This is a genomic window from Bradyrhizobium algeriense, assembly GCF_003062295.1.
Lineage (GTDB): Bacteria > Pseudomonadota > Alphaproteobacteria > Rhizobiales > Xanthobacteraceae > Bradyrhizobium > Bradyrhizobium algeriense.
Genome location: NZ_PYCN01000010.1, coordinates 31,531 through 52,423 on the forward strand (window position 1 = coordinate 31,531; position 20,893 = coordinate 52,423).

Sequence of the window (20,893 nt, forward strand, 5' to 3'; positions counted from 1 at the left end):
CGCGCCCCCGTCAGCTCTTCTTCATCTCGTAGACGTGCTCTGGCCCCGGGAAAGCGCGCGAGCGCACGTCTTTGGCATAGCCCTGGATCGCCGCTTCGATTGCGGGGCCGAGATCGCCATAGCGGCGAACGAATTTCGGCGTCCGCGGCGACAGGCCCAGCATGTCCTCCAGCACCAGCACCTGCCCGTCGCACGCCGCGCTGGCGCCGATGCCGATGGTCGGAATGGCGATGGTCTCCGTGATCTTTCGCGCCAGCGGCTCGGCGACCGCCTCGACCACGACCGAGAAAGCCCCGGCATCCGAAATCGCCTGGGCATCCCTCAGGATCGGGTCCCAACTGCCTTCATCGCGGCCCTGCGCGCGAAACGAGCCGAGCGTGTTGATCGATTGCGGCGTCAATCCGATATGGCCCATGACAGGTACGCCGCGCTCGGACAGGAATGCGACGGTTTCCGCCATGCGCGCGCCGCCTTCCAGCTTCACCGCGCCGCAATGGGTTTCCTTCAATATCCGCACCGCGGAATGAAATGCCTGCTCCTTCGAGGCCTCATAGGAGCCGAACGGCATATCCACCACGACCAAAGCGTGCTTCGAACCGCGCATCACCGCATGTCCCTGCAGGATCATCATGTCGAGCGTCACCGGCACGGTGGTCTCGAAACCGTGCATGACATTGCCGAGGGAATCGCCGACCAGAATGACGTCGCAGTGCCGATCCACCAGGGCTGCGGTATGCGCATGGTAGGACGTCAGCATCACGATCGGGTCGCCGTTCTTGCGCGCGCGGATATCCGGCGCAGTTTTGCGTTTGATGGCAGACTGAACCGACATGCTAGGCTCCAACCACGGGCACGCCGATCACGACCGGATGGAACGCAAATGCGAGCGCCAGATAGGCGACGAGGCCGACCGCGATCGCGATCAGGTCGTTGCCGGGACCACCGACGGGGATCGGCGGCGCGCCGGCGTCGGAACGGGATTTCAGCGAAATGCGGTCATATACCGCCCATGCGAGAAACGAGCCGAACAGGATGATCGAGCCGAGATCGCCGTTGGCGAGCAGATGCGCCGCAGCCCACAGCTTGATGCCCGTCAGCATCGGATGCTTCAGCGTCGTATAGATCCGGCCGCGGATGTAGGAAGCCACCACCATGATCACCGCGGGCAGCATCAGCGCCGACGTGATGTGCTTGAGCGCCACTGGCGGGTTCCAGACGTTGTACCATCCCGTCGCGCGATAAAGCGCAAAGCCCCAGATAATCAGCGCCAGCCCTGCGAACGAGGCCAGCGCATAGCCGATCTTGTAGCCGCCCTCGCCGGTCGCGGCGATGACCTGCGCGCGCAGCTTGCGCTGGATGGTGAGCGTGTGGACGCCGAAGAACAGGATCAAGCCCAGGATCAGCACCAGCAGTCCCATGATATCCTCCCGCTGCGCGGCTGGTTTTGCCTGTTATCCGCGTATCATTTTAGGGGCTTGGTGCGCAATGCGCCACGCGGACGTGGTCACGGCTTCTCCGCCTGCTTTGCCGAATCGCGGTTGTCGACGTAGCGGATCGCGATCGGCCGCCCGGCGAGCGCGCCGCCGAGCCCACTGGTGAATTTCAGAGGCTGGCATGCCTGCAGCGACGCATTGATCGCCTTCAGGTAGGTCGCGCGGGTATCCGCCGGGGCGCCGGCAGTGGCATAGGTCACGCGCGGGGTGGCGATGATCTCGCCCGTGCGCTTGAAGCTGAAGCGAACCGACATCTGCATGCCCGGCCGCGCGATGTCGGAAGGCGGCGGCGACCAGCAGGACCGCAACGCCGCGAACAGGTCGCCGATCGTATCGAGATCGTGGTCCGGCTTGCGGTATTTCGCGGCCTGGTCCTGCGGCGGCACACTTTCGATCGTGAGTTGCAGGTTCTGGCCGTACGGATAATCGATCTCGGGAATGCACGGCCCGTCGTTGAACACGCTGCAAAACGACGGCGTGCACGGCTGGCCGTCGAGCACGCTGCATGGCGCATGCGAAAACGGCGTCGCGTCGATCTGGCGCCGCGGCTGGGCATTGGCGGCACCCATCCCGACGAAGAGTGCGGCCAGACAAACGATGGCGAGCCGGAACATGTAGTGGGGTCCTCACGGTCGACCCGACTAAGCTGATGCGCGCTAGAGGCGCTATCAAGGCTGACGGCGTTCACATCCCCGCGTTCATGGCTGACAGTTCCGCAATCAGGGCCTTCTCGCTGGGCTGGTCGAGGACGCCGGCCGTATAGAGCGAGATGCCGCCATAAAGCGTGATGTAGACCTTCATCACCGCGCGGCGGCGTTCGACCGAACTCTCGATATCCTGGCAGAATATCCGCATGGCCTGGGTGATGACCTTGTGGACCGCAGCCTGCAGCGGCGGGTTGTGCTTCATGGTCGCGTGCGGGCGGCTGGTCATCAGGGCGTAGAGCGCGCGATTGGCCAGGGCGAAGCGGACATATTTCGCGGTGTAGTCCTGTGGCGTGTCCGCCTTGACGAGGATGGCGGCGAGCCGGGTATAGGCCTCGGTCGCCACCGCATCAAGCAGCGCCTCGCGGTCGGCGAAATGATTGTACAGCGAGCGATGTGCGACGCCGACGGCCAGTATTCCAGAGACGTCAGTGATTTACGGATAAGCCGCCGCGTACTGGGTCCCCCGCTTTCGCGGAGGACGACAGCGGAGGATGGCGCGGAAAGCGACAGCGCCCCTTACGCCTTCTTCTTCACGTCCTTGACGTTGGAGAAGGTAATTCCCTCGGCCCGTTCGCGGGTATAGCCGAGATAGAATTCGTTCTTGGCCATGAACACGGGGTCGCCATCGACGTCATCGGCGATGCCGGAGCCGTTGGCGGCGATGAAGGCGTCGAGTTTCTTGCGGTCGTCGGATGAGACCCAGCGCGCGAGCTGGAACTCCGAGACCTCGAATTCCACCGGCAGCGAATATTCCGCGTCGAGCCGCGCTTTCAGCACGTCGAGCTGCAGCGGGCCGACGACGCCGACCAGCGCCGGTGCGCCGTCGCGCGGCCGGAACACCTGCACCACGCCCTCTTCCGACATCTGCTGCAGCGCTTCTTTCAGCTTCTTCGCCTTCATCGCATCCGTCAGCCGCACGCGGCGGACGATTTCCGGCGCAAAGCTGGGAACGCCGACGAAGGTGATGTCTTCGCCTTCGGTCAGCGTATCGCCGATCCTTAAAGTGCCGTGGTTGGGAATGCCGACGACATCGCCGGCAAACGCCTCATCAGCCACCGAACGGTCCTGAGCGAAGAAGAATTGCGGGCTGGACAGGCTCATGTTCTTGCCGGTTCGCACCAGCTTCGCCTTCATGCCGCGGCTGAGCTTGCCGGAACACAGGCGCGCGAACGCGATGCGGTCGCGGTGGTTCGGATCCATGTTGGCCTGGATCTTGAACACAAAGGCGCTCATGCGCGGCTCGGCCGCCTCGACCTTGCGCAGGTTCGAATCCTGCGCGCGCGGCGCAGGCGCAAACTTGCCGAGACCTTCCAGCAGGTCGCCGACGCCGAAATTGCGCAGCGCGCTGCCGAAATAGACCGGCGTCAGGTGGCCTTCGCGAAATGCCTCAAGTTCGAACGGCTTGCAGGCTTCGGATACCAGCGCGAGCTCATCCTTGATCTCGGCGACGTCGAGATTGGCGTTGCGGCCGGCGAGATCGGCGATGTCGATCTGCTCGGTCGCGCCGGTCTTGGCGCCGCCGCCTTCGAGCAGGCGCACGCCGCCATTGACGACGTCATAGGTACCGAGGAAGTCGCGGCCGCGGCCGACCGGCCAGGTCATCGGCGTGGTATCGAGCGCCAGCGTCTTTTCGATCTCGTCCAGCAGTTCGAACGTATCGCGGCTCTCGCGGTCCATCTTGTTGATGAAGGTGATGATCGGAATGTCGCGCAGCCGGCACACCTCGAACAGCTTTCGCGTCCGCGCCTCGATGCCCTTGGCGGCGTCGATCACCATCACGGCGGAATCGACCGCGGTCAGCGTCCGGTAGGTGTCTTCGGAAAAGTCCTCGTGGCCCGGCGTGTCCAGCAGGTTGAACACCAGGCCTTCGAACTCGAACGTCATCACCGACGTCACGACCGAGATGCCGCGCTCGCGCTCGATCTTCATCCAGTCGGACCGGGTATTGCGCCGCTCGCCCTTGGCCTTGACCTGCCCTGCCAGGTTGATGGCGCCGCCGAACAGCAGCAGCTTCTCGGTCAGCGTGGTCTTGCCGGCGTCCGGGTGGGAGATGATCGCAAACGTGCGCCGCCGCGCCACTTCCTCTGAAAGCGGCGAACGGGACGGCGATTCGGCTGAAACGGCAATGTCGGACATGAGGCTCGAGCGTTTGGCAGGGAAAACGGGGCTAATCAAGCCTCATTTGGTGGTTGCAGAGGCCGAGGGCCAGTCCCATATCGGGCAGCGGAAGGACGGCCTTCCAATTCACAGCTCGTCCGCGGGGACGACCCTGTCTGGTTCGGAGGGTCGTGATGGCCTGGATCGTGTTGTTCGTCGCCGGCCTCATGGAAATAGGCTGGGCGATCGGCCTCAAATATACCGAAGGTTTCACACGGCTCATTCCGTCCCTCCTGACGCTCGCCTGCATGGCAGGCAGCATCCTCCTGCTCGGCCTTGCCCTGAAATCACTGCCGATCGGAACCGCCTACGCGGTGTGGACCGGCATCGGCGCGGTCGGAACGGCAATCCTGGGTATCGCGCTGTTCGGTGAGCCTGCCACCGCCGCACGCCTCGCCTGCATCGGACTGATTGTGGCCGGCATTGTCGGGCTCAAACTCGTCACGGGGTCAGCGTAGCAACAGTACGGCCCAATAGGTCAACGCCGCCACGATCGCGGAAGCCGGAATGGTGATCACCCAGGCATAGACGATCGAACTCGCCACGTTCCAGCGCACCGCCGAAACCCGCCGTGCCGCGCCGACGCCGACGATCGAGCCGGTAATGGTGTGGGTCGTGGATACGGGAACCCCGAGAAAGGTCGCCATGAACAGGGTCGCAGCCCCGCCGGTTTCGGCGCAAAAACCCTGCATCGGCGTCAGCTTCGTAATACGCAGCCCCATGGTGCGGACGATTCGCCAGCCTCCCATCAGGGTGCCGAGGCCCATGGCCGCCTGGCAGGAAATCACGACCCAGAACGGGATGTTAAAGTCCGCGCCGAGATGACCCTGCGAATAGAGCAGCACCGCTATGATGCCCATGGTCTTTTGCGCGTCGTTGCCGCCATGGCCGAGCGAATAGAGCGACGCCGAGACGAATTGCAGGATGCGGAAGGCGCGGTCGACCGCAAACGGCGTCGAGCGCACCGATAGCCAGGACACGATCGCAACCAGCACCAGCGCCAGCAGGAACCCGACCAGCGGCGACAGCACGATCGCCAGCAGCGTTTTCGACAGACCGGTCCACACCGCCGCCGAAATTCCGGCTTTTGCGACGCCCGCGCCGACCAGCCCGCCGATCAGCGCGTGCGAACTGGACGAGGGAATTCCGAGCGCCCAGGTAATCAGGTTCCAGACGATGGCGCCCACAAGTGCCGCGAAGATCACGGTGGCATCGACCACGCTCGGCTCGATGATGCCGGTGCCGATCGTATTGGCGACGTGGAGCCCGAACACCAGGAAGGCGATGAAATTGAAGAAGGCGGCCCAGATCACCGCATATTGCGGGCGCAGCACGCGGGTCGACACGATCGTTGCGATCGAATTGGCGGCGTCGTGCAAGCCGTTGAGGAAGTCGAACAGCAGCGCGACCGCGATCAGGAAGACCAGAACCGGAAGAGCGAGGGTGGCATCCACGTGATGGCCCTGCCCTATACCTGTTCGATCACGATGGAGTTGATCTCATTGGCGACGTCATCGAAGCGATCGGATACTTTCTCGAGATGCTTGTAGATTTCGGCGCCAACGATGAAGTCCATCGAGTTGCCGCTGCGATGCTTGAGAAATAGTTCCTTCAATCCAATATCGTGGAGATCGTCGATGCGGCCCTCCAGCTTTCCGATCTCCTCGGTAATGGCGGACAGCATCGCGACGTTGTTGCCGATCGACTGCATCAGCGGCAGCGCGCGGCTGACGAGATTGGCGCATTCGACCAGCAGCGTGGCTATTTCACGCATCGGCGGTTCGAACGTCCGGACTTCGAACAGCACCACCGCCTTGGCGGTCTGCTGCATCTGGTCGATGGCATCGTCCATCGCCGTGATCAGGTTCTTGATGTCGCCGCGGTCGAACGGGGTAATGAAAGTGCGGCGGACCGCGGTTAGTACCTCGCGGGTGATGCCATCGGCGTCATGTTCGAACTGGTTGACGCGCTGGCAGAACACCGGTGTTTCGTCGCCGCCGCGCAGCATGTCCTGAAGCGCCAGCGCCCCCTGCACGACCGTCTGGGCGTGACGGGCAAACAGGTCAAAAAACCGCTCCTCCTTGGGCAAAAAGGCACGAAACCAGCGCAGCATGGGCATTTTTCCGTCATTCAGAAACGGCCGCCCGGGCGGCCTGTCACAAAACTGTCATAGACCATTCGAGGGAAAAGCGCGCCACGAGGCGACCCGGCAACCGGGTCATCCACTGCTTTGTGAGGCGCCAAAACCGGCCGTTTTTACAGGGATCTGCGGAAATAATGCGCGATCTCGCCGATCACGCCGCGGCGGAAGGTCAGCACGCAGGCGACGAAGATGACGCCCTGGATCACCGTCACCCACTGCCCGAACCCGGCCAGATATTGCTGCATGGCGATGATGACGAAGGCGCCGACGACCGGCCCAAAAATGGTGCCGAGGCCGCCGACCAGCGTCATCAGCACGATTTCACCCGACATCGTCCAGTGCACGTCGGTGAGCGAGGCATTCTGCGCCACGAACACCTTCAGCGAACCGGCAAAGCCCGCAATGGTCCCGGAAAGGATGAAGGCGAGCAGCTTGTATTGGTCGGTCTTGTAGCCGAGCGAGATCGCGCGCGGCTCGTTCTCGCGGATCGCCTTCAGCACCTCGCCGAACGGCGAGTTGATGGTGCGGTAGATCAGGAGGAAGCCGCCGAGGAAACCGGCCAGCACGACGTAGTAAAGCACCGTAGGCTTGGCGAGATTGAAGATCCCGAACAGATAGCCCTGCGGAATGCCCTGGATGCCGTCTTCGCCGTGGGTGAACGGCGCCTGCAGGTAGATGAAGTAAAGCAACTGCGACAGCGCGAGCGTGATCATCGAGAAGTAGATGCCCTGCCGGCGGATCGAGATGAAGCCGGTGACGACCGAAAGCGCGGCGGCGCCAGCGACGCCAACCACAATTCCGATTTCCGGCGTCACACCCCAGACCTTGAGCGCATGCGCCGTGCAGTAGCCCGCAGTTCCCAGAAACATCGCGTGGCCAAATGACAGCAGGCCGCCGTAGCCAATCAACAGGTTGAACGCGCAGGCGAGCAGCGCGAAGCACAGGGCCTGCATCACGAAGAACGGGTAGATGCCGGTCAGCGGCACAAGGCCCAGCAGCACCGCCATCGCCGCGAATACGATCATCTCGTCGCGCATCGCGCGCGGCGTTACCGGCAGGGTGTCGTCAGTCAATGCGCTCATGTCAGGCCGCCCGTCCCGTCAGTCCCGCAGGCTTCAACAGCAACACCAGCACCATCAGGACGAACACCACGGTGTTGGAAGCCTCGGGATAAAAATATTTCGTCAGTCCTTCGATCACGCCGAGCGCGAATCCCGTGATGATCGAACCCAAGATAGAGCCCATGCCGCCGATCACCACCACCGCGAAAACCACGATGATCAGGTCGGCGCCCATCAGCGGCCGTACCTGATTGATCGGCGCTGACAGCACGCCGGCCAGCGCCGCCAGGCCGACGCCAAGTCCATAGGTCAGCGTGATCATCCGCGGCACGTTGATGCCGAATGCCCGCACCAACGTCGGGTTCTCGGTGGCGGCGCGCAGATTGGCGCCAAGCCGCGTCCTTTCGATCAGGTACCAGGTGGCGAGGCAAACGATGAGCGAGAACACCACCACCCAGCCGCGGTAGATCGGCAGGAACATGAAACCGAGATTCATGCCGCCCTGCAGTTCACTGGGAATCGCGTAGGGCAGACCCGACGAACCGAAATAATTCTGAAAGACGCCCTGGATAATCAGTGCCAATCCGAATGTCAGCAGCAGCCCATAGAGATGGTCGAGGCCGGCGAGCCATTGCAGCATAGTCCGTTCCAGGATCATGCCGAAGATGCCGACGACGATGGGCGCGATGATCAGCGCCGGCCAATAGCCGATGCCGGCGATGTTCAACAGAAAATACGCGCAGAACGCGCCCATCATGTAGAGCGCGCCATGGGCGAAATTGATGATGTTGAGCATGCCGAAGATCACGGCGAGCCCGAGACTGAGCAGCGCGTAGAACGATCCGTTGATCAATCCCACCAAAAGCTGGGCGTATAGAGCTTGCATCGGTTTCGCACTCAATCTCGTTTAAGACGCGGAATCGCGCAGGGACGCGAGAGGAAGCCCGCCGGCACGGCGCCGGCGGGCTGTCGTTGTTACTTCTTTACCAGCGGACAGGCGCTTTCCGAAAGCGGCCGGAAGGCCTGATCGCCCGGGGTCGTTCCGACCAGCTTGTAATAGTCCCACGGTCCCTTGGATTCGGAAGGCTTCTTGACCTCGAACAGGTAGGCCGGATGAAGCTTGCGGCCGTCGGCGCGGATCGTGCCCTTGCCGAACAGCGGGTCGTCGGTCGGCGCCTCTTTCATTTTCGCCACCACCTTGGCGCCATCATGCGGATTGCCGCCCATCGCATCGATCGTCTTGAAATAGTGGATCAGGCCAGAATACACGCCAGCCTGCACCATGGACGGCATCGCCTTGTTCTTCATGCGCTCGGAGAAGCGCTTGGAAAACGCGCGGGTGCCGTCGTTCAGATCCCAGTAGAAGGTTTCCGTGAAGTTCAGGCCCTGAGCCACCTTGAGGCCGAGGGAGTGGACGTCGTTGATGAACAGCAGCAATCCCGCGAGCTTCTGACCGCCTGCGACGATGCCGAACTCCGATGCCTGCTTGATGGTGTTGGTGGTGTCGCCACCGGCGTTCGCCATGCCGACGATCTTGGCCTTGGAAGCCTGCGCCTGCAGCAGGAACGAGGAGAAGTCCGACGAATTCAGGGGATGCCTGACGGTGCCGATAACCTTGCCGCCCGACTTGACCACGACTGCGGCGGTGTCGCGTTCCAGCGCGTGGCCGAACGCGTAGTCTGCGGTCAGGAAGTACCAGGTGTCGCCGCCGGCTTTCACCAGCGCCTGCCCGGTGCTGTTGGCGAGCATGTAGGTGTCATAGACCCAGTGAATTGTGTTCGGCGAGCACTGGGTATTGGTGAGGTCCGACGTCGCCGCGCCGGTATTGATCATGACGACGTTCTTTTCCTTCACCAGATTGTTGACGGCCAGCGCAACGCCGGAGTTCAGCACGTCCACGAAGATATCGACCTTCTCGACGTCGATCCATTGGCGAGCGGTGGTGGTGCCGATGTCGGGCTTGTTCTGGTGGTCGGCCGACACGATGTCGATCTTCCAGCCCTTGGCTGCAAGGCCGGAATCCTCGACCGCCATCTGGGCGGCAAGCGTGGAGCCTGCGCCGCCGAGGTCGGAGTAAAGTCCGGAATTGTCGGTAAGCACGCCGATCTTGACGGTCTTGTCCTGCGCCATGGCGCCACCGCCTGCGGCAAACGCGAGCGCGGTGCCGAGGAAGAGAGATGAAATGCGATGTTTCATAGTATCTCCATAAATCCAGAGTGCAGCGGGTAGTACTGATTAAACGCCGAGATAGGTGTGGAGCTTGTCCATGTTGGCCGACAGCTCCGAATTCGCAAAACCGTCGATGACCTTGCCGTGCTCGACGATGTAGTAGCGGTCGGCCACCGTCGAGGCGAAGCGGAAATTCTGCTCCACCAGCAGGATGGTGAAGCCTTCCGACTTCAGCCGCGCGATGGTGTGGCCGATCTGCTGGATGATGACGGGCGCGAGACCCTCGGTCGGCTCGTCCAGCATCAGGAAGCGCGCCCCGGTGCGCAGGATTCGCGCGATCGCGAGCATCTGCTGCTCGCCGCCCGAAAGCTTGGTGCCCTGGCTATTGAGGCGCTCCTTCAGGTTCGGAAACAATTCGAAGATCTGGTCGAGCGACAGGCCGCCACCGCGCACGATCGGCGGCAGCAGCAGGTTTTCGCGCACGTCGAGGCTGGCGAAAATGCCCCGCTCCTCGGGACAGAACGCGATGCCCTGGCGTGCGATCCTGTCGGACGGGGCACGCGTGATGTCCTGACCGTTGAAACGGATCGAACCGGTACGCTTGCCGATAATTCCCATCACCGACTTCAGCGTCGTGGTCTTGCCGGCGCCGTTGCGGCCGAGCAGCGTGACCACCTCGCCGGCCTTCACATTGAAGTTGATGCCGTGAAGGATGTGGGATTCGCCGTACCAGGCCTGCAGGTCGGAGACGGAAAGAATTTCCGCGCCCGCCGGTTTGGCGGCGGCTTCGGCCATTTTCAACTCAGGCATGACCGGCCCCCAGGTAGGCTTCCTTGACGCGTTCGTCCTTGGACAGTTCAGAATAATTGCCTTCGGCCAGCACCTGCCCGCGCGTCAGCACCGTAATGATGTCGGACAGGTTGGCGACCACCGAGAGATTATGTTCGACCATCAGGATGGTGTATTTGGCCGAGATGCGCTTGATCAGCGCTGCGATCTTGTCGATGTCTTCATGACCCATGCCGGCCATCGGCTCGTCGAGCAGCATCATCTCGGGGTCGAGCGCCAGCGTCGTCGCAATTTCGAGCGCGCGCTTGCGACCGTAGGGCATCTCGACCGCCGGCGTGTTGGCAAACTCGCTCAGGCCCACATCATTGAGAAGCTCATGCGCACGGCCGTTGAAGCGGTCGAGCACGCTCTTGGAACGCCAGAAATCGAACGAAGAGCCATGCTGGCGCTGTAGCGCGACACGGACGTTTTCCAGCGCCGTCAGGTGCGGAAACACTGCTGAAATCTGGAACGAACGCACCAGCCCGAGACGGGCCACATCGGCCGGCGCCATCGCGGTAATATCCTGTCCCTTGTACAGGATCTGGCCTGCCGACGGCCTCAAGAACTTGGTCAGCAGGTTGAAGCAGGTCGTCTTGCCGGCGCCGTTCGGCCCGATCAACGCATGAATACTGCCGCGGCGCACCTTCAGAGCAACGTCGCGAACGGCGAAGAAACCTGCGAATTCCTTGGTCAACCCGTGGGTTTCGAGAATGAACTCATCAGCCAAACAAATTTCCCCCGTCGTCTCCGCGAGTTTGCTCGCGCGCGACCAATTTTTCCCTGTTCGGGCAAGCCCAGCCGGACGTCCTGGAAACCGTCCCGAGCCCGCCGCCTCCGGGCCGGAATATGCCGTCAACGGTATGGGTTAGGCAAGGTGGAAAGCTGCCGCGGGGAAAACGCGCGTGCCGGTTCCGGATGCGCCATAAGTCGAATTGCGCCGACCGCCCGGCCCGGCCGGCTCGTCGTCCGCGCTCAACCGCGATCTTCGCTCCGGCAAGCCATCGTTAACGGTGTTTTGCTGCAATCGAGCCCTTTCACACAATATTTCTGCCTCCGGCGCATCATCACGCGATTTAGATAGCCAGGAATTGCCGCCTTGGAATTTCAAAGCGCCGGACCGTCGGTCGTCAAATCCATCAAGCAGCGCGACCTGTTGAACACCTGGCTGCGGCTATACGCCCGCGACCAGTCGATACCGCGCATGCCGGAATACCAGCCGGCGCGGATCGAGGACGAACTTCCTGACCTGGTATTGTACACCGTCGATACCAGCACACAGCCGCCGCGCCTGACCATCCAGAGCGACGGCACACGGATGTCGAGCGCTTATGGGAATACCGGCAAGGGCCGCTATCTCAACGAGTATCTCGGCGCAAGGCTCGCTCCGATCGTGATGCCGGTCTATCATGAATGCATCGCGCGCCGCCTCCCCGCCTACACCATCGCCAATATCGATGACATCTACGGGCGAATCGTCGCCTATGAGCGACTGTTGCTGCCGTTCTCCGACGATGGCAGCGTTACCCACATCATCGCTTCGTTGAAGACCATCAGCGAAGACGGCGGCTTCGAGATCAAGAACCTGATGCGTGGAAACGACAAGCTGCCGGTGCCGAAGCTACGCACCATCATCGACCGCGATCTCTTCCATCGCGCACCCGGCCGCATTCCGTCCGGCGATGAACTCGAATTCGATTAGGCCTTCCGCCCGCGCGGCTTCGACGCGACCTCGCTCGCGTAGATATCCGGCTTGAATCCGACCAGCAATTTACCGCCGAGATCGAGTACCGGGCGCTTGATCATCGAGGGCTGCGCCAGCATCAGCGCCAGCGCCTTGCGCTCGTTGAGGCCTTCCTTGTCGCCGTCGGGCAGCTTCTTGAACGTCGTGCCTGCGCGGTTGAGCAGCGTTTCCCAGCCGATTTCGTCGGACCATTGCTTGAGCTTGTCCTTGGCGATGCCGGCAAGCTTGTAGTCGTGGAAATCGTAGACCACGCCGTGATCGTCAAGCCAGGCGCGCGCCTTCTTCATGGTGTCACAGTTCTTGATGCCGTAGATGGTAATGGGCATTTTCGTTGCATTCCGGAAATAGCGTTACTGGTCCTGTCGGACCGTTTTTTATACAAAGCGGAACGGCGAATCTATCATAGACTCGCATACCATTCGCGAAGTCAGGACCAGCCGATGGAATTCACCCTTTTGTTTCTGGCCACGGCCATCGTGATGCTGGTCGCCTGGCGCGGTCAGCGTCCACTGGCGCTCGGCCTGTTTGGGGCTGTCCTGATCGCGTGCGTCGCCACCTATCTCCACCACGCGACCGATACGCTGAAACTGTCGTTCTGAGATACGCATGACCCAGACGCGCGCCATCACGCTGAATGCACTCAGCCTCTACGCGGTGGCGCTGGTGCTGGCAGCAGCCTATGCGGCGCAGTTCATCCTTCATGAACTGCCCTGCCCGCTGTGCCTGCTGCAGCGCATCCTGTTCGCGGCGCTGGCCGTCGGACCGATCCTCAATATCCGCTTCGGGCCCCGCCCCAGCCACTATGCGATGTCGCTGCTGGCGGCGGTCGCCGGCGCGGTGGCGTCGACCCGGCAGGTGCTGCTGCACATCATGCCCGGCGACGCGGGCTATGGTTCCGCGTTGCTCGGCTATCACTATTATACCTGGGCGCTGCTCGGCTTCATTGCCGCCATCGTCCTGCTTGCCGCGATCCTGCTGTTCGACCGCCAGTTCGAAGAAGACAAAGCCGTGCTGCCGGCCACCGGCGGCGCCTTCGCGCAAATCGCGGTGTGGCTCGTGATCGCGCTGACGGCGGCCAACGTGGTGACGACACTGCTCGAATGCGGCTTCGGCGCCTGCGCCGACAATCCTCTTGTTTACGAGCTGCTCAAGCGCGCCGCTTAGGGCCGCTTCGGTATGTCGAGCCCGCGCTGCACCGCCGGCCGGGCGAGCCCGCGTTCCAGCCATGCCGGCACCTGCTTCAGCGTATCGAATGCGACGAGATCGCGCGCACCGTAGAAGCCGATCAGGTTGCGGACCCAGCCGAGCATGGAGATGTCGGCGATGGAATATTCGTCGTCCATGATCCATTGCCGTCCGGCAAGCCGCGTCTCCATCACGTCCAGCAGGCGCTTCGACTCGGCAACGTAACGCTCGAGCGGCCGCTTGTCGGCAAATTCCTTGCCGGCGAATTTGTGGAAGAAGCCGACCTGCCCGAACATCGGTCCGATCCCGCCCATCTGAAAGTGCAGCCACTGGATGGTCTGGTATCGCCGCGCCGGATCGGCCGGCAGGAGCTTGCCGGTCTTTTCCGCAAGGTATTGCAGGATCGCCCCGGACTCGAACAGCGGCAGCGGCTTGCCGCCGGGCCCGTCCGGATCGAGGATGGCCGGGATCTTGCCGTTCGGGTTCAGCGACAGGAATTCCGGCGTCTTCTGGTCGTCCTTATTGAAGTCGACCAGATGCACCTCGTAGGGCAATCCGATCTCTTCGAGCATGATCGAGACCTTGACGCCGTTCGGCGTCGGCAGCGAATAGAGCTGAAGGCGGTCGGAATGTTTGGCGGGCCAGCGTTTGGTGATCGGGAAGGCGGAGAGATCGGACATCGAAACTCGTTTTGCATGGTTGTTGTTGCGCGGCTAATGTACGGCTGATGCCGCATATAACAAGGGTCCGCGCCGTTCATGACCGATCAACCGTCTCCGGCGAAGCTCGGCCTCAGCGATGAGGAGCTTGCGGATCATCCGACCACATTCGCGACCGATGCATGTAAGGATCAGGTCGTCGTCGTAACGGGCGGCGCCGGCGGTATCGGGCGGGCGATCGCCTGGCTGTTCGCGCGGCTGGGTGCGCATGTCGCCGTGGTCGGGCGCGACGGAGCCAAGCTCGAAGCGCTCGTGGCCCAATTGGCCGGCCGCGGCCTCAAGGCATCCGCGCATACAGCCGACATCAGGGAGCCCGATGCGGTCAGCACCCTGTTCGACACGATCTGGGCCGCGCAAGGCCGCGTCGACGGCCTCATCAACAGCGCCGGCGGACAATTTCCGCAAGCCGCCATCGATTTTTCCGTGAAGGGCTGGAACGCGGTCATCAACACCAATCTGAACGGCACCTGGTACATGATGCAGGCCGCCGCGCAGCGCTGGCGCGACCACAAGCATCCCGGCAGCATCGTCAACATCGTGGTCGTGACGACGCACGGCCTGTACGGCATCGCGCACACCATCGCCGCGCGAAGCGGCGTGATCGGGCTCTCGCGCGCCGTCGCGGTCGAATGGGCGCCCTTGAACATCCGGGTCAACTGCGTGGCGCCCGGCGCGATCGAAACCGAAGGCTGGAACGTCTATTCGCCGGAAGCCCGCGCCGCCTACCCGCGCTCGAACCCGATGATGCGCGTCGGTTCGCCCTGGGACGTCGCGGAGGCCAGCGTCTTCCTCGCCGGACCATCCGCGAAATTCGTAACCGGTGAGACGCTGACGGTCGACGGCGGCGGTCAGCTCTGGGGCGAAACCTGGACCACGGGCAAGCCCGCCTATTTCTGCGGCGATGACACGTGACACGCTGATGGTCCTTTTCTCATGACGCGCTACCGGCTCGCCATTTTCGACTTCGACGGCACGCTGGCGGATTCCCTTCCCTGGTTTCGTGCCTCCTTCCAGGACATGATTACGCGGTTCGATCTTGCGCCCGTCCGCGACGACGAGGTGGAAGGGCTGCGCGGCCTGTCCGCACTCGAAATCATGGCGCGGCTCAATGTATCCATGTGGCAGCTGCCGGCCATCGTCAGCGACATGCGAAAGCGCAAGCTCGCGGCGGCAAGCGAGACACCGCTATTCGCCGGCATCCCGGCGATGCTGACCGACCTGCAGCGCCTTGGTATCAAGACCGCCATCGTCAGTTCCGACAGCGAAGCATCCGTCCGGCAGGTACTCGGACCCGCCACCAGCCTGATCACTCGCTTCGACTGCGGCGCTGCCATATTCGGCAAGCACTGGAAATTTCGGCAGGTCGCACGACGGTTGGGAACGAAGCCAGCAGATACGATCTGCATTGGCGACGAGATCCGCGACATCGAGGCGGCCAAAGCCGCCGGCATGGATTCCGGCGCGGTGGCCTGGGGCTACGCACTTCCGAGCGCGCTGCAGGCGGCGGGACCGACGCATCTGTTCAATTCGATCGAGGGGATGATCGAGCGGCTTGCCGTGGCGAAATAGTGCAGCCGAAAGCTTCCCCGCATTCTTTCTGTGCCAATTCCCGTCATGCCCGCAACGGCCAGCGACCGTGATAAGCGTGGCCCTTCATGCTGCGGATGAGCACGAACTCCGTCACCGTCCAGAAGATCGGCTGAATCGGATGCTCGTCCACGCTACGCGCATCGTACAACAGCGTCACGTGCGGCGTAAAATTCGTATTCGACACCCGCTTCAATCCGCTTCGCGTCAGCGCGGCGCCGAGCATCCGCCGAAATGACTCCAACTGGCGCAATCCACTCTCTCCAATCAGAACGAACGGACGATTGCCCGGCCTGCCCCGAAAGCTCGCGGTGCGGTCGAACGAAACCTCGAACGGCTCGGTCCGCACTTGCATGGCAGCCTCGTTTGCTGCGCCAACAAAGCGCTCCGACATATCGCCGAGAAAGAACAACGAGATGTGCAGACGCTCTGGCGCGATGAGCTTGCCGTTGAGGCGATGTGCGTGCTTGAGCGCGTCGGCCAATCGGTGAATTCGCTCCGCTGTGGCTGCGTCGGGAACGGTCGCGAGGAATAATCGGGCACTACTAGAGCTTGCAAAGTCGTCCATGATGGAATAGAACATATCATGAACATGGAGTTGTCACAACATTAAAATGCAACCGCATTCGTAACTTCTCGCAGCCTCACAACACACACCCATAATGCGCCGACGACACCAGCCGGATGTACTTGTCGTGCACGGATCCCGGCCGTACCGCCGCAACAGAAGCCGGCACGCGCCAGTCGGCCATGCGGCGCGCGATCTCTTCCGTGGACACTTCGAGGGTAACGGTGCGGGCGCCGGGATCGATGACAATGGCATCGCCGTCACGCACCGCGGCGATCGGGCCGCCGCGCGCGGCTTCGGGTGAGACGTGGCCGATCAGGATGCCGTGCGAGACACCGGAAAAGCGGCCGTCGGTAATCAGCGCGACGTCCTCGCCAAGGCCACGTCCCTGCAGCTGGATCGTCAACATCACCATTTCGGGCATGCCGGGTCCGCCGACCGGGCCGACATTGCGCACCACGATCACGTTGCCCGCCACGATCTCGCCGGCGCGGATCGCAGCCATTGTATCGGCTTCGGACTCGAAGACGCGCGCCGTGCCGCGGAACTGGCCCTTCTCCAGCGCCTTGCCCGAGAGCTTCAGCAAGCAGCTTTCCGGCGCGAGGTTGCCCTTCAAGACGCTGATGTGATTGTTCGCCGGCGCGATCGGCTTCGACACCGGAAGGACGATCTCCTGCGGCGGCATCTGTTCGAGCGTCGGAACATCGGCGAGGTTTTCCGCCAGCGTCCTGCCGGTCACCGTCATGACGTCGCCATGCAGAAGGCCCGCGCACAGCAGTTCCTTCATCACGACCGGCACGCCGCCGATCGCATGCAGGCTGCCCATCGCGAACGGGCCATGCGGCTGCAGATCGGCCAGCAGCGGGACGCGCTCGCCGACCGCCTGAATGCGCTCGATCGTGATCGGCATCTGGGCCTCGCGCGCGACTGCCAGCAGATGCAGATACATGTTGGTCGAACCGCCCATCGCGTAGACGGTGGTAATCGCGTTCTCGAAGGCGCGCTCGGTCATGATGTCGCGCGGCCGGATGCCAGCTTCCATCAGCCGGTACAGGGCATCGACCGAAGCGCGGGCCTGCGCGCGGACGTCGGCGTGGATGTCGCTGCCGGCGTCGTAATCGGCCGGATGCGAGGCGCCGCGCGGCAGCATCATGCCGATTGATTCCGCGATCGTGCTCATGGTGTTGGCCGTGAACATCGCGCCGCAGGTGCCGCTGCCCGGCATCACGTTGCGCTCGACTTCCAGCAGCTCCTCGCCGGAGATGCGGCCGGACTCGTTTGCGGCGCGCGCCTCGGCATAATCGAGGATCGTGATGTTGTTGCCCTTGCTGGCCCATGCCCCGAACGAGACACGCCCCGGCGTGCCGGTGCCGGGATAGAGCACGAGGCCAAAGGCATTGGTGCGCGCCAGCGGCATCAGCGCGGCGGCGCCAGTTTTGTCGCAGCCGGAAATCACGATCATGGCGTCGCCGTGATGCGCGTAGTGGCCGATCTCAAAACAGTCGGCGACGACGTCGCGCGAGGCAAGGCTATATCCCGCCGTCGGCGTGCCCTGCGTCAGCGCATCCGACACCGCCGGCGCGCCGACGATCAACCCCTGCCCGCCGCGCTCCGCCAGGATCTCGACCAGGAGATCGGTAATGGCGCGCACGCGGTTGTTGCAGCGATGGGCGTTGGTGTAGGCGCTGGCAATCGTCACCACCGCGCTGGTCTGCGCGGCGCGGTCCGGATCGAATCCGGCGGCGCGCAACTCCACCCGCCCTCGCTTCCAATAAATGCTGCTGTCCTGCGTCGTCATGGAGGCTCCAGGTCTTCCGGTTGATCGCGGACCAGGCGTCCGGCCTGCTTGGCACTGAACGAATTTAGCAAGTCTTGTTTAGCCGGGCTTGCTTAACCAGTCTTGCCGTCGTCGAAGCTCACAATCACGGCGGCGTTCGCGATGATGATGGAGTCGCTTCCGCTCTCGGCAGGCACTTCCAGCCCGCCCTTGACCGCCGTCACGTTCACGGTGCCGTACGGCAGCTCCTTGGCAACTGCCGCAGTGTCGACCTCACTCGGGTCCGGCACCGCGACGGTGACCTCGACGAACATGTCGTTGGCGGTCTTGCCCAGCATCCGGAAGAAGCCGAGGCTGGAGTGGCGGATGGCGTCAGAGACGGCACGCTTGGCAGCCTTGGTGGCATCGCGCCCGTGAACGTCGACGCCCATGCCCATTTCGGTGATACAGCGCACGCGTGCCATCGGGTTTCCTCTTGTCGTTTATGCGTTGAATATTGCTCGGCGAAGACCTTATTCTCAATCGTCGCTTGCGGTGGCGGCGTCAAGTCACAGCAGACATGCGTTCGCTAGACGGGCCGCGCGAACCGGCTCAGCATCTCGTGGGCATCGTACGTCATGACCGAGAAAGAGCGCCTTCATGCGGAGCGGTCGGCCGAATCCCTGCGCGGCTTGCGACGGAAGAAATTCAGCACGCCCGCGCCCACGACCGCCAGGCCGATGAGGATGACCTTGGCGAATTTGAGCACAAACGCGGCCACGAGCGCAAACAGACCGAGCTTCTTGGCCGCAACGCCCCCGACCAGCGCCATCAGGCCATATTCCGCGATGCTATCGGTAGAGGCGCTGAAGTCCTCGTAGCGCTTGCCGGCACTGTAGCCGAGATCGCCGAGCAGCTCATGGGCCACCGCCTTGTCGCCGGCGATGCGTTCCGAGTTCGACAGCAGATTGAGGCTGAAATAGCCGTCGCGCCCCAGCGCGTAGGTATTGTAATTGATGCTCTTCGCCGCGTTGTCCGCCTCGCCCTTGTCCTTGGCGAGCAGCGACCAGACCAGACGATGGCTGCCGGCATCGTAACTCGGCGGCTGCACCCATCCGATCACCTGCATCTCGGGAAACCCACGCGCGATGCGGTCCTTGTTGGTCTCCTCCACTCCGTCCTTCAGGTTTTTCAGGAGCTCGTCGGCATTCCAGTTCTTGGCATCATCATCCTTGATGTAGCCTTCCTTGACGTAGCGGATCACCACGATCCACTCGTCATTCGGCCCCGTGCCGACCACAAGGCCGACGAAGCCTGCATCGTTGACGACGTTGCCGAGCGCCCGCAAGACACGGGCGCCTTCAGCCTGCGGCACGAAGAAACGACCTGCCGCAAGCTTCAGCGTGGCCTGGTCGATCAGGGAAACATCCTTGGGTCCGCCGACGCCAGCCTCGCTGGCGGCTTTCCACGCGGCAACCAATTCCGCCTTTCGCGAGGCCTCGCTCGGCGGGGACGCCTGAGCAAAGACCGGCAGCGACCCAAGCACGACAAACAACATAACGACGGCGGAAATCGCTTTTTGCACCGAACTCTCCTGGAACATTGCCTTTGACGGATCGGATGACACCAACAACCGTAAATAGCAATACTGAACGACATATCATTCAGCCCATTCGATAACAAAAATTGCCGCGGATTGGATGAAGTGCCTCGTAAGAAAAGTGCACATTGCCGTCGTCACGGTTACGCCGGAAAAACACCAAGCTTTCTTCGCACAAGTGTCTTGCGGCTTATGCCGCGCTCATCATGAGTCCGGACAAGCCGCCATTTCGCGCGTCGCGGCGGTGCTATCCGGACCATTGCCATCAAGAACCTCCTTCGGATCGCCCGGCTGGACGAGATGGATGCGCGCGCCGCTCTCGCCTGCACCCAGACCTGGTTTCAAAACCTGCTGGCCGTCATAGTGTCCGCCATTCTGGGTGCGGTAGGCGATCGGCCGGTCGCTGAAAAGTCCTGAGATGCGGCGCCGATAGGCCTCAGCAACGGCGGGCCATTCGGCCTCGGTCAGCCGGTCGCTCTGATAGACGGCGAAAGGCGGCAGGATCTGCATGCCCGGATAAAAGAGCATGCCATGCTGGATCGGCCACAGCAGATCGTCGAGCCGCCCATTCACGCCGCGCTCGCCATAGTGCGGCGCGCGTCCACCGATCGTGACCGACAGTATCGCGCGGCGACCGCTCAAGGTACCTTCGCCATACCGGTCGCCCCATCTTTCGCCACCATGAGTCCCGACGCCATATGCAAAACCGTAGGCGAAGACCCGGTCGACCCAGCCCTTCAGGATCGCCGGCATGCCGAACCACCACATCGGAAAACTCAGGAGAACAGCGTCAGCCCACAAGAGCTTCTGCTGTTCGGCCTCGACGTCGGCCGATTGGGTGCCGGTGGCGAATGCATGACGCGACTCGGCGGCATAGCCGAGGCGATCCGGTTGCGCCTGATCGAGAAAATCTCCGCGATCGGCGACCGCCTTCCAGTTGGCCGCGTAGAGATCCGAGACCTGCACCGTGTGGCCCTGCGCGGTGAGGGTTTCGACCGCCAGATTCTTCAAGGCGCTGGTGAGTGATTTCGGTTCCGGATGCGCGTGAACGACAAGGACGTTGCTCAAAGACGTTGCTCCTGTTGAGGCTTACGAAACGCGCGGGTGGCGCGACGGCCTCAACATGGTGCGCAAAATCGCAAAGGCGAACGATCGAAACTTGGAAACGCCATATGT

The 20,893-nt window shown here is 62.6% G+C and carries 25 protein-coding genes; 6 read left to right on the forward strand and 19 right to left on the reverse strand.

All coding sequences use genetic code 11. The features are described 5' to 3' along the window. Nucleotides 1-10: 10 nt before the first annotated feature. The 5 genes from panB to C7G61_RS20115 form a co-directional block, all read right to left on the reverse strand. On the reverse strand, nt 11-832 hold the full coding sequence (panB, locus tag C7G61_RS20095) for a 3-methyl-2-oxobutanoate hydroxymethyltransferase (RefSeq protein ID WP_108517503.1): 822 nt from the start codon (nt 830-832) through the stop codon (nt 11-13). A gap of 1 nt (nt 833) precedes the next feature. After that, a complete protein-coding gene (locus C7G61_RS20100; RefSeq protein ID WP_108517505.1) occupies nt 834-1,418 on the reverse strand; it encodes an NnrU family protein in 585 nt (194 codons plus the stop codon). Nucleotides 1,419-1,504: 86 nt separating this feature from the next. Then, complete coding sequence (locus C7G61_RS20105) at nt 1,505-2,062, reverse strand: hypothetical protein (RefSeq protein WP_420836776.1); 558 nt, start codon at nt 2,060-2,062, stop codon at nt 1,505-1,507. A 115-nt stretch (nt 2,063-2,177) separates the two neighbouring features. Next, nucleotides 2,178-2,543 (reverse strand): TetR-like C-terminal domain-containing protein, encoded by a 366-nt coding sequence (locus C7G61_RS20110; RefSeq protein WP_190241894.1) that lies wholly within the window; start codon nt 2,541-2,543, stop codon nt 2,178-2,180. A gap of 173 nt (nt 2,544-2,716) precedes the next feature. After that, complete coding sequence (locus tag C7G61_RS20115) at nt 2,717-4,336, reverse strand: peptide chain release factor 3 (protein ID WP_108517511.1); 1,620 nt, start codon at nt 4,334-4,336, stop codon at nt 2,717-2,719. A gap of 155 nt (nt 4,337-4,491) precedes the next feature. On the opposite strand from C7G61_RS20115, the gene sugE reads away from it, so the two are divergent. Further along, entirely contained in the window at nt 4,492-4,815 is a 324-nt protein-coding gene (gene sugE, locus C7G61_RS20120) for a quaternary ammonium compound efflux SMR transporter SugE (protein ID WP_108517513.1), read from the forward strand. Here the strand turns inward: sugE and C7G61_RS20125 are convergent. The 7 genes from C7G61_RS20125 to C7G61_RS20155 all read right to left on the reverse strand — a co-directional run bounded on the left by C7G61_RS20125 (nt 4,807) and on the right by C7G61_RS20155 (nt 11,288). Continuing rightward, on the reverse strand, nt 4,807-5,811 hold the full coding sequence (locus tag C7G61_RS20125; protein ID WP_108517515.1) for an inorganic phosphate transporter: 1,005 nt from the start codon (nt 5,809-5,811) through the stop codon (nt 4,807-4,809). The genes sugE and C7G61_RS20125 overlap by 9 nt on opposite strands. A gap of 14 nt (nt 5,812-5,825) precedes the next feature. Continuing rightward, nucleotides 5,826-6,470: a DUF47 domain-containing protein gene (locus tag C7G61_RS20130; protein ID WP_108517517.1), complete on the reverse strand. Its 645-nt coding sequence runs from the start codon at nt 6,468-6,470 to the stop codon at nt 5,826-5,828. Nucleotides 6,471-6,613: 143 nt separating this feature from the next. Then, nucleotides 6,614-7,582, reverse strand: a complete 969-nt coding sequence (locus tag C7G61_RS20135) for a branched-chain amino acid ABC transporter permease (protein WP_108517519.1) — start codon at nt 7,580-7,582, stop codon at nt 6,614-6,616. Between the two features lies 1 nt (nt 7,583). Then, nucleotides 7,584-8,447, reverse strand: a complete 864-nt coding sequence (locus C7G61_RS20140) for a branched-chain amino acid ABC transporter permease (RefSeq protein WP_108517522.1) — start codon at nt 8,445-8,447, stop codon at nt 7,584-7,586. Nucleotides 8,448-8,536: 89 nt separating this feature from the next. After that, nucleotides 8,537-9,757 carry an ABC transporter substrate-binding protein gene (locus C7G61_RS20145; RefSeq protein ID WP_108517524.1) on the reverse strand — a complete coding sequence of 407 codons (1,221 nt, stop codon included), beginning with the start codon at nt 9,755-9,757 and terminating at the stop codon, nt 8,537-8,539. 39 nt (nt 9,758-9,796) lie between these two features. Beyond that, nucleotides 9,797-10,540: an ABC transporter ATP-binding protein gene (locus tag C7G61_RS20150; RefSeq protein ID WP_108517527.1), complete on the reverse strand. Its 744-nt coding sequence runs from the start codon at nt 10,538-10,540 to the stop codon at nt 9,797-9,799. Beyond that, complete coding sequence (locus C7G61_RS20155; protein ID WP_108517529.1) at nt 10,533-11,288, reverse strand: ABC transporter ATP-binding protein; 756 nt, start codon at nt 11,286-11,288, stop codon at nt 10,533-10,535. Before C7G61_RS20155 ends, C7G61_RS20150 begins: the two co-directional genes overlap by 8 nt. Nucleotides 11,289-11,657: 369 nt before the next feature. Between C7G61_RS20155 and C7G61_RS20160 the strand changes: the two genes are divergently transcribed. After that, on the forward strand, nt 11,658-12,260 hold the full coding sequence (locus C7G61_RS20160) for a PAS domain-containing protein (protein WP_108517531.1): 603 nt from the start codon (nt 11,658-11,660) through the stop codon (nt 12,258-12,260). On the opposite strand, the gene C7G61_RS20165 is transcribed toward C7G61_RS20160, so the two are convergent. Further along, nucleotides 12,257-12,628, reverse strand: coding sequence for an ArsC family reductase (locus C7G61_RS20165; protein WP_108517533.1), 372 nt, complete (start codon nt 12,626-12,628; stop codon nt 12,257-12,259). The genes C7G61_RS20160 and C7G61_RS20165 overlap by 4 nt on opposite strands. Nucleotides 12,629-12,742: 114 nt before the next feature. Between C7G61_RS20165 and C7G61_RS44740 the strand changes: the two genes are divergently transcribed. Beyond that, a complete protein-coding gene (locus C7G61_RS44740; RefSeq protein WP_190241895.1) occupies nt 12,743-12,901 on the forward strand; it encodes a DUF5993 family protein in 159 nt (52 codons plus the stop codon). Between the two features lie 7 nt (nt 12,902-12,908). Beyond that, nucleotides 12,909-13,466 (forward strand): disulfide bond formation protein B, encoded by a 558-nt coding sequence (locus tag C7G61_RS20170; protein ID WP_108517535.1) that lies wholly within the window; start codon nt 12,909-12,911, stop codon nt 13,464-13,466. Here the strand turns inward: C7G61_RS20170 and C7G61_RS20175 are convergent. Next, entirely contained in the window at nt 13,463-14,167 is a 705-nt protein-coding gene (locus tag C7G61_RS20175) for a glutathione S-transferase family protein (RefSeq protein ID WP_108517538.1), read from the reverse strand. The two genes, C7G61_RS20170 and C7G61_RS20175, sit on opposite strands and share 4 nt — an antisense overlap. A 78-nt stretch (nt 14,168-14,245) precedes the next feature. Here C7G61_RS20175 and C7G61_RS20180 point away from each other — a divergent pair, with 78 nt between their 5' ends. Next, nucleotides 14,246-15,118, forward strand: a complete 873-nt coding sequence (locus C7G61_RS20180) for an SDR family oxidoreductase (protein WP_108517540.1) — start codon at nt 14,246-14,248, stop codon at nt 15,116-15,118. Between the two features lie 21 nt (nt 15,119-15,139). Further along, nucleotides 15,140-15,775, forward strand: a complete 636-nt coding sequence (locus C7G61_RS20185; RefSeq protein ID WP_108517542.1) for an HAD hydrolase-like protein — start codon at nt 15,140-15,142, stop codon at nt 15,773-15,775. Nucleotides 15,776-15,818: 43 nt separating this feature from the next. Here C7G61_RS20185 and thpR read toward each other — a convergent pair whose 3' ends face one another. From thpR to C7G61_RS20210, 5 genes are all read right to left on the reverse strand, one after another. Next, nucleotides 15,819-16,376, reverse strand: coding sequence for an RNA 2',3'-cyclic phosphodiesterase (thpR, locus tag C7G61_RS20190; RefSeq protein ID WP_108517545.1), 558 nt, complete (start codon nt 16,374-16,376; stop codon nt 15,819-15,821). A gap of 61 nt (nt 16,377-16,437) precedes the next feature. After that, nucleotides 16,438-18,159, reverse strand: coding sequence for a dihydroxy-acid dehydratase domain-containing protein (locus C7G61_RS20195; RefSeq protein WP_108517547.1), 1,722 nt, complete (start codon nt 18,157-18,159; stop codon nt 16,438-16,440). Between the two features lie 92 nt (nt 18,160-18,251). After that, on the reverse strand, nt 18,252-18,602 hold the full coding sequence (locus tag C7G61_RS20200; RefSeq protein WP_108517549.1) for a Lin0512 family protein: 351 nt from the start codon (nt 18,600-18,602) through the stop codon (nt 18,252-18,254). A gap of 173 nt (nt 18,603-18,775) precedes the next feature. Then, a complete protein-coding gene (locus C7G61_RS20205) occupies nt 18,776-19,702 on the reverse strand; it encodes a DUF2167 domain-containing protein (protein ID WP_108517552.1) in 927 nt (308 codons plus the stop codon). Between the two features lie 219 nt (nt 19,703-19,921). Further along, nucleotides 19,922-20,785: an NAD(P)H-dependent oxidoreductase gene (locus C7G61_RS20210; RefSeq protein ID WP_108517555.1), complete on the reverse strand. Its 864-nt coding sequence runs from the start codon at nt 20,783-20,785 to the stop codon at nt 19,922-19,924. Between the last annotated feature and the right edge of the window lie 108 nt (nt 20,786-20,893).

Excerpts from the sequence above, each read along its gene's own strand:
- panB (WP_108517503.1), bottom strand. The coding sequence starts at position 832 with ATGTCGGTTCAGTCTGCCATCAAACGCAAAACTGCGCCGGATATCCGC.
- C7G61_RS20100 (WP_108517505.1), bottom strand. The coding sequence starts at position 1,418 with ATGGGACTGCTGGTGCTGATCCTGGGCTTGATCCTGTTCTTCGGCGTC.
- C7G61_RS20105 (WP_420836776.1), bottom strand. The coding sequence starts at position 2,062 with ATGGGTGCCGCCAATGCCCAGCCGCGGCGCCAGATCGACGCGACGCCG.
- C7G61_RS20115 (WP_108517511.1), bottom strand. The coding sequence starts at position 4,336 with ATGTCCGACATTGCCGTTTCAGCCGAATCGCCGTCCCGTTCGCCGCTT.
- sugE (WP_108517513.1), top strand. The coding sequence starts at position 4,492 with ATGGCCTGGATCGTGTTGTTCGTCGCCGGCCTCATGGAAATAGGCTGG.
- C7G61_RS20130 (WP_108517517.1), bottom strand. The coding sequence starts at position 6,470 with ATGCTGCGCTGGTTTCGTGCCTTTTTGCCCAAGGAGGAGCGGTTTTTT.
- C7G61_RS20135 (WP_108517519.1), bottom strand. The coding sequence starts at position 7,582 with ATGAGCGCATTGACTGACGACACCCTGCCGGTAACGCCGCGCGCGATG.
- C7G61_RS20140 (WP_108517522.1), bottom strand. The coding sequence starts at position 8,447 with ATGCAAGCTCTATACGCCCAGCTTTTGGTGGGATTGATCAACGGATCG.
- C7G61_RS20145 (WP_108517524.1), bottom strand. The coding sequence starts at position 9,757 with ATGAAACATCGCATTTCATCTCTCTTCCTCGGCACCGCGCTCGCGTTT.
- C7G61_RS20150 (WP_108517527.1), bottom strand. The coding sequence starts at position 10,540 with ATGCCTGAGTTGAAAATGGCCGAAGCCGCCGCCAAACCGGCGGGCGCG.
- C7G61_RS20165 (WP_108517533.1), bottom strand. The coding sequence starts at position 12,628 with ATGCCCATTACCATCTACGGCATCAAGAACTGTGACACCATGAAGAAG.
- C7G61_RS44740 (WP_190241895.1), top strand. The coding sequence starts at position 12,743 with ATGGAATTCACCCTTTTGTTTCTGGCCACGGCCATCGTGATGCTGGTC.
- C7G61_RS20170 (WP_108517535.1), top strand. The coding sequence starts at position 12,909 with ATGACCCAGACGCGCGCCATCACGCTGAATGCACTCAGCCTCTACGCG.
- C7G61_RS20175 (WP_108517538.1), bottom strand. The coding sequence starts at position 14,167 with ATGTCCGATCTCTCCGCCTTCCCGATCACCAAACGCTGGCCCGCCAAA.
- C7G61_RS20180 (WP_108517540.1), top strand. The coding sequence starts at position 14,246 with ATGACCGATCAACCGTCTCCGGCGAAGCTCGGCCTCAGCGATGAGGAG.
- C7G61_RS20185 (WP_108517542.1), top strand. The coding sequence starts at position 15,140 with ATGACGCGCTACCGGCTCGCCATTTTCGACTTCGACGGCACGCTGGCG.
- thpR (WP_108517545.1), bottom strand. The coding sequence starts at position 16,376 with ATGTTCTATTCCATCATGGACGACTTTGCAAGCTCTAGTAGTGCCCGA.
- C7G61_RS20195 (WP_108517547.1), bottom strand. The coding sequence starts at position 18,159 with ATGACGACGCAGGACAGCAGCATTTATTGGAAGCGAGGGCGGGTGGAG.
- C7G61_RS20200 (WP_108517549.1), bottom strand. The coding sequence starts at position 18,602 with ATGGCACGCGTGCGCTGTATCACCGAAATGGGCATGGGCGTCGACGTT.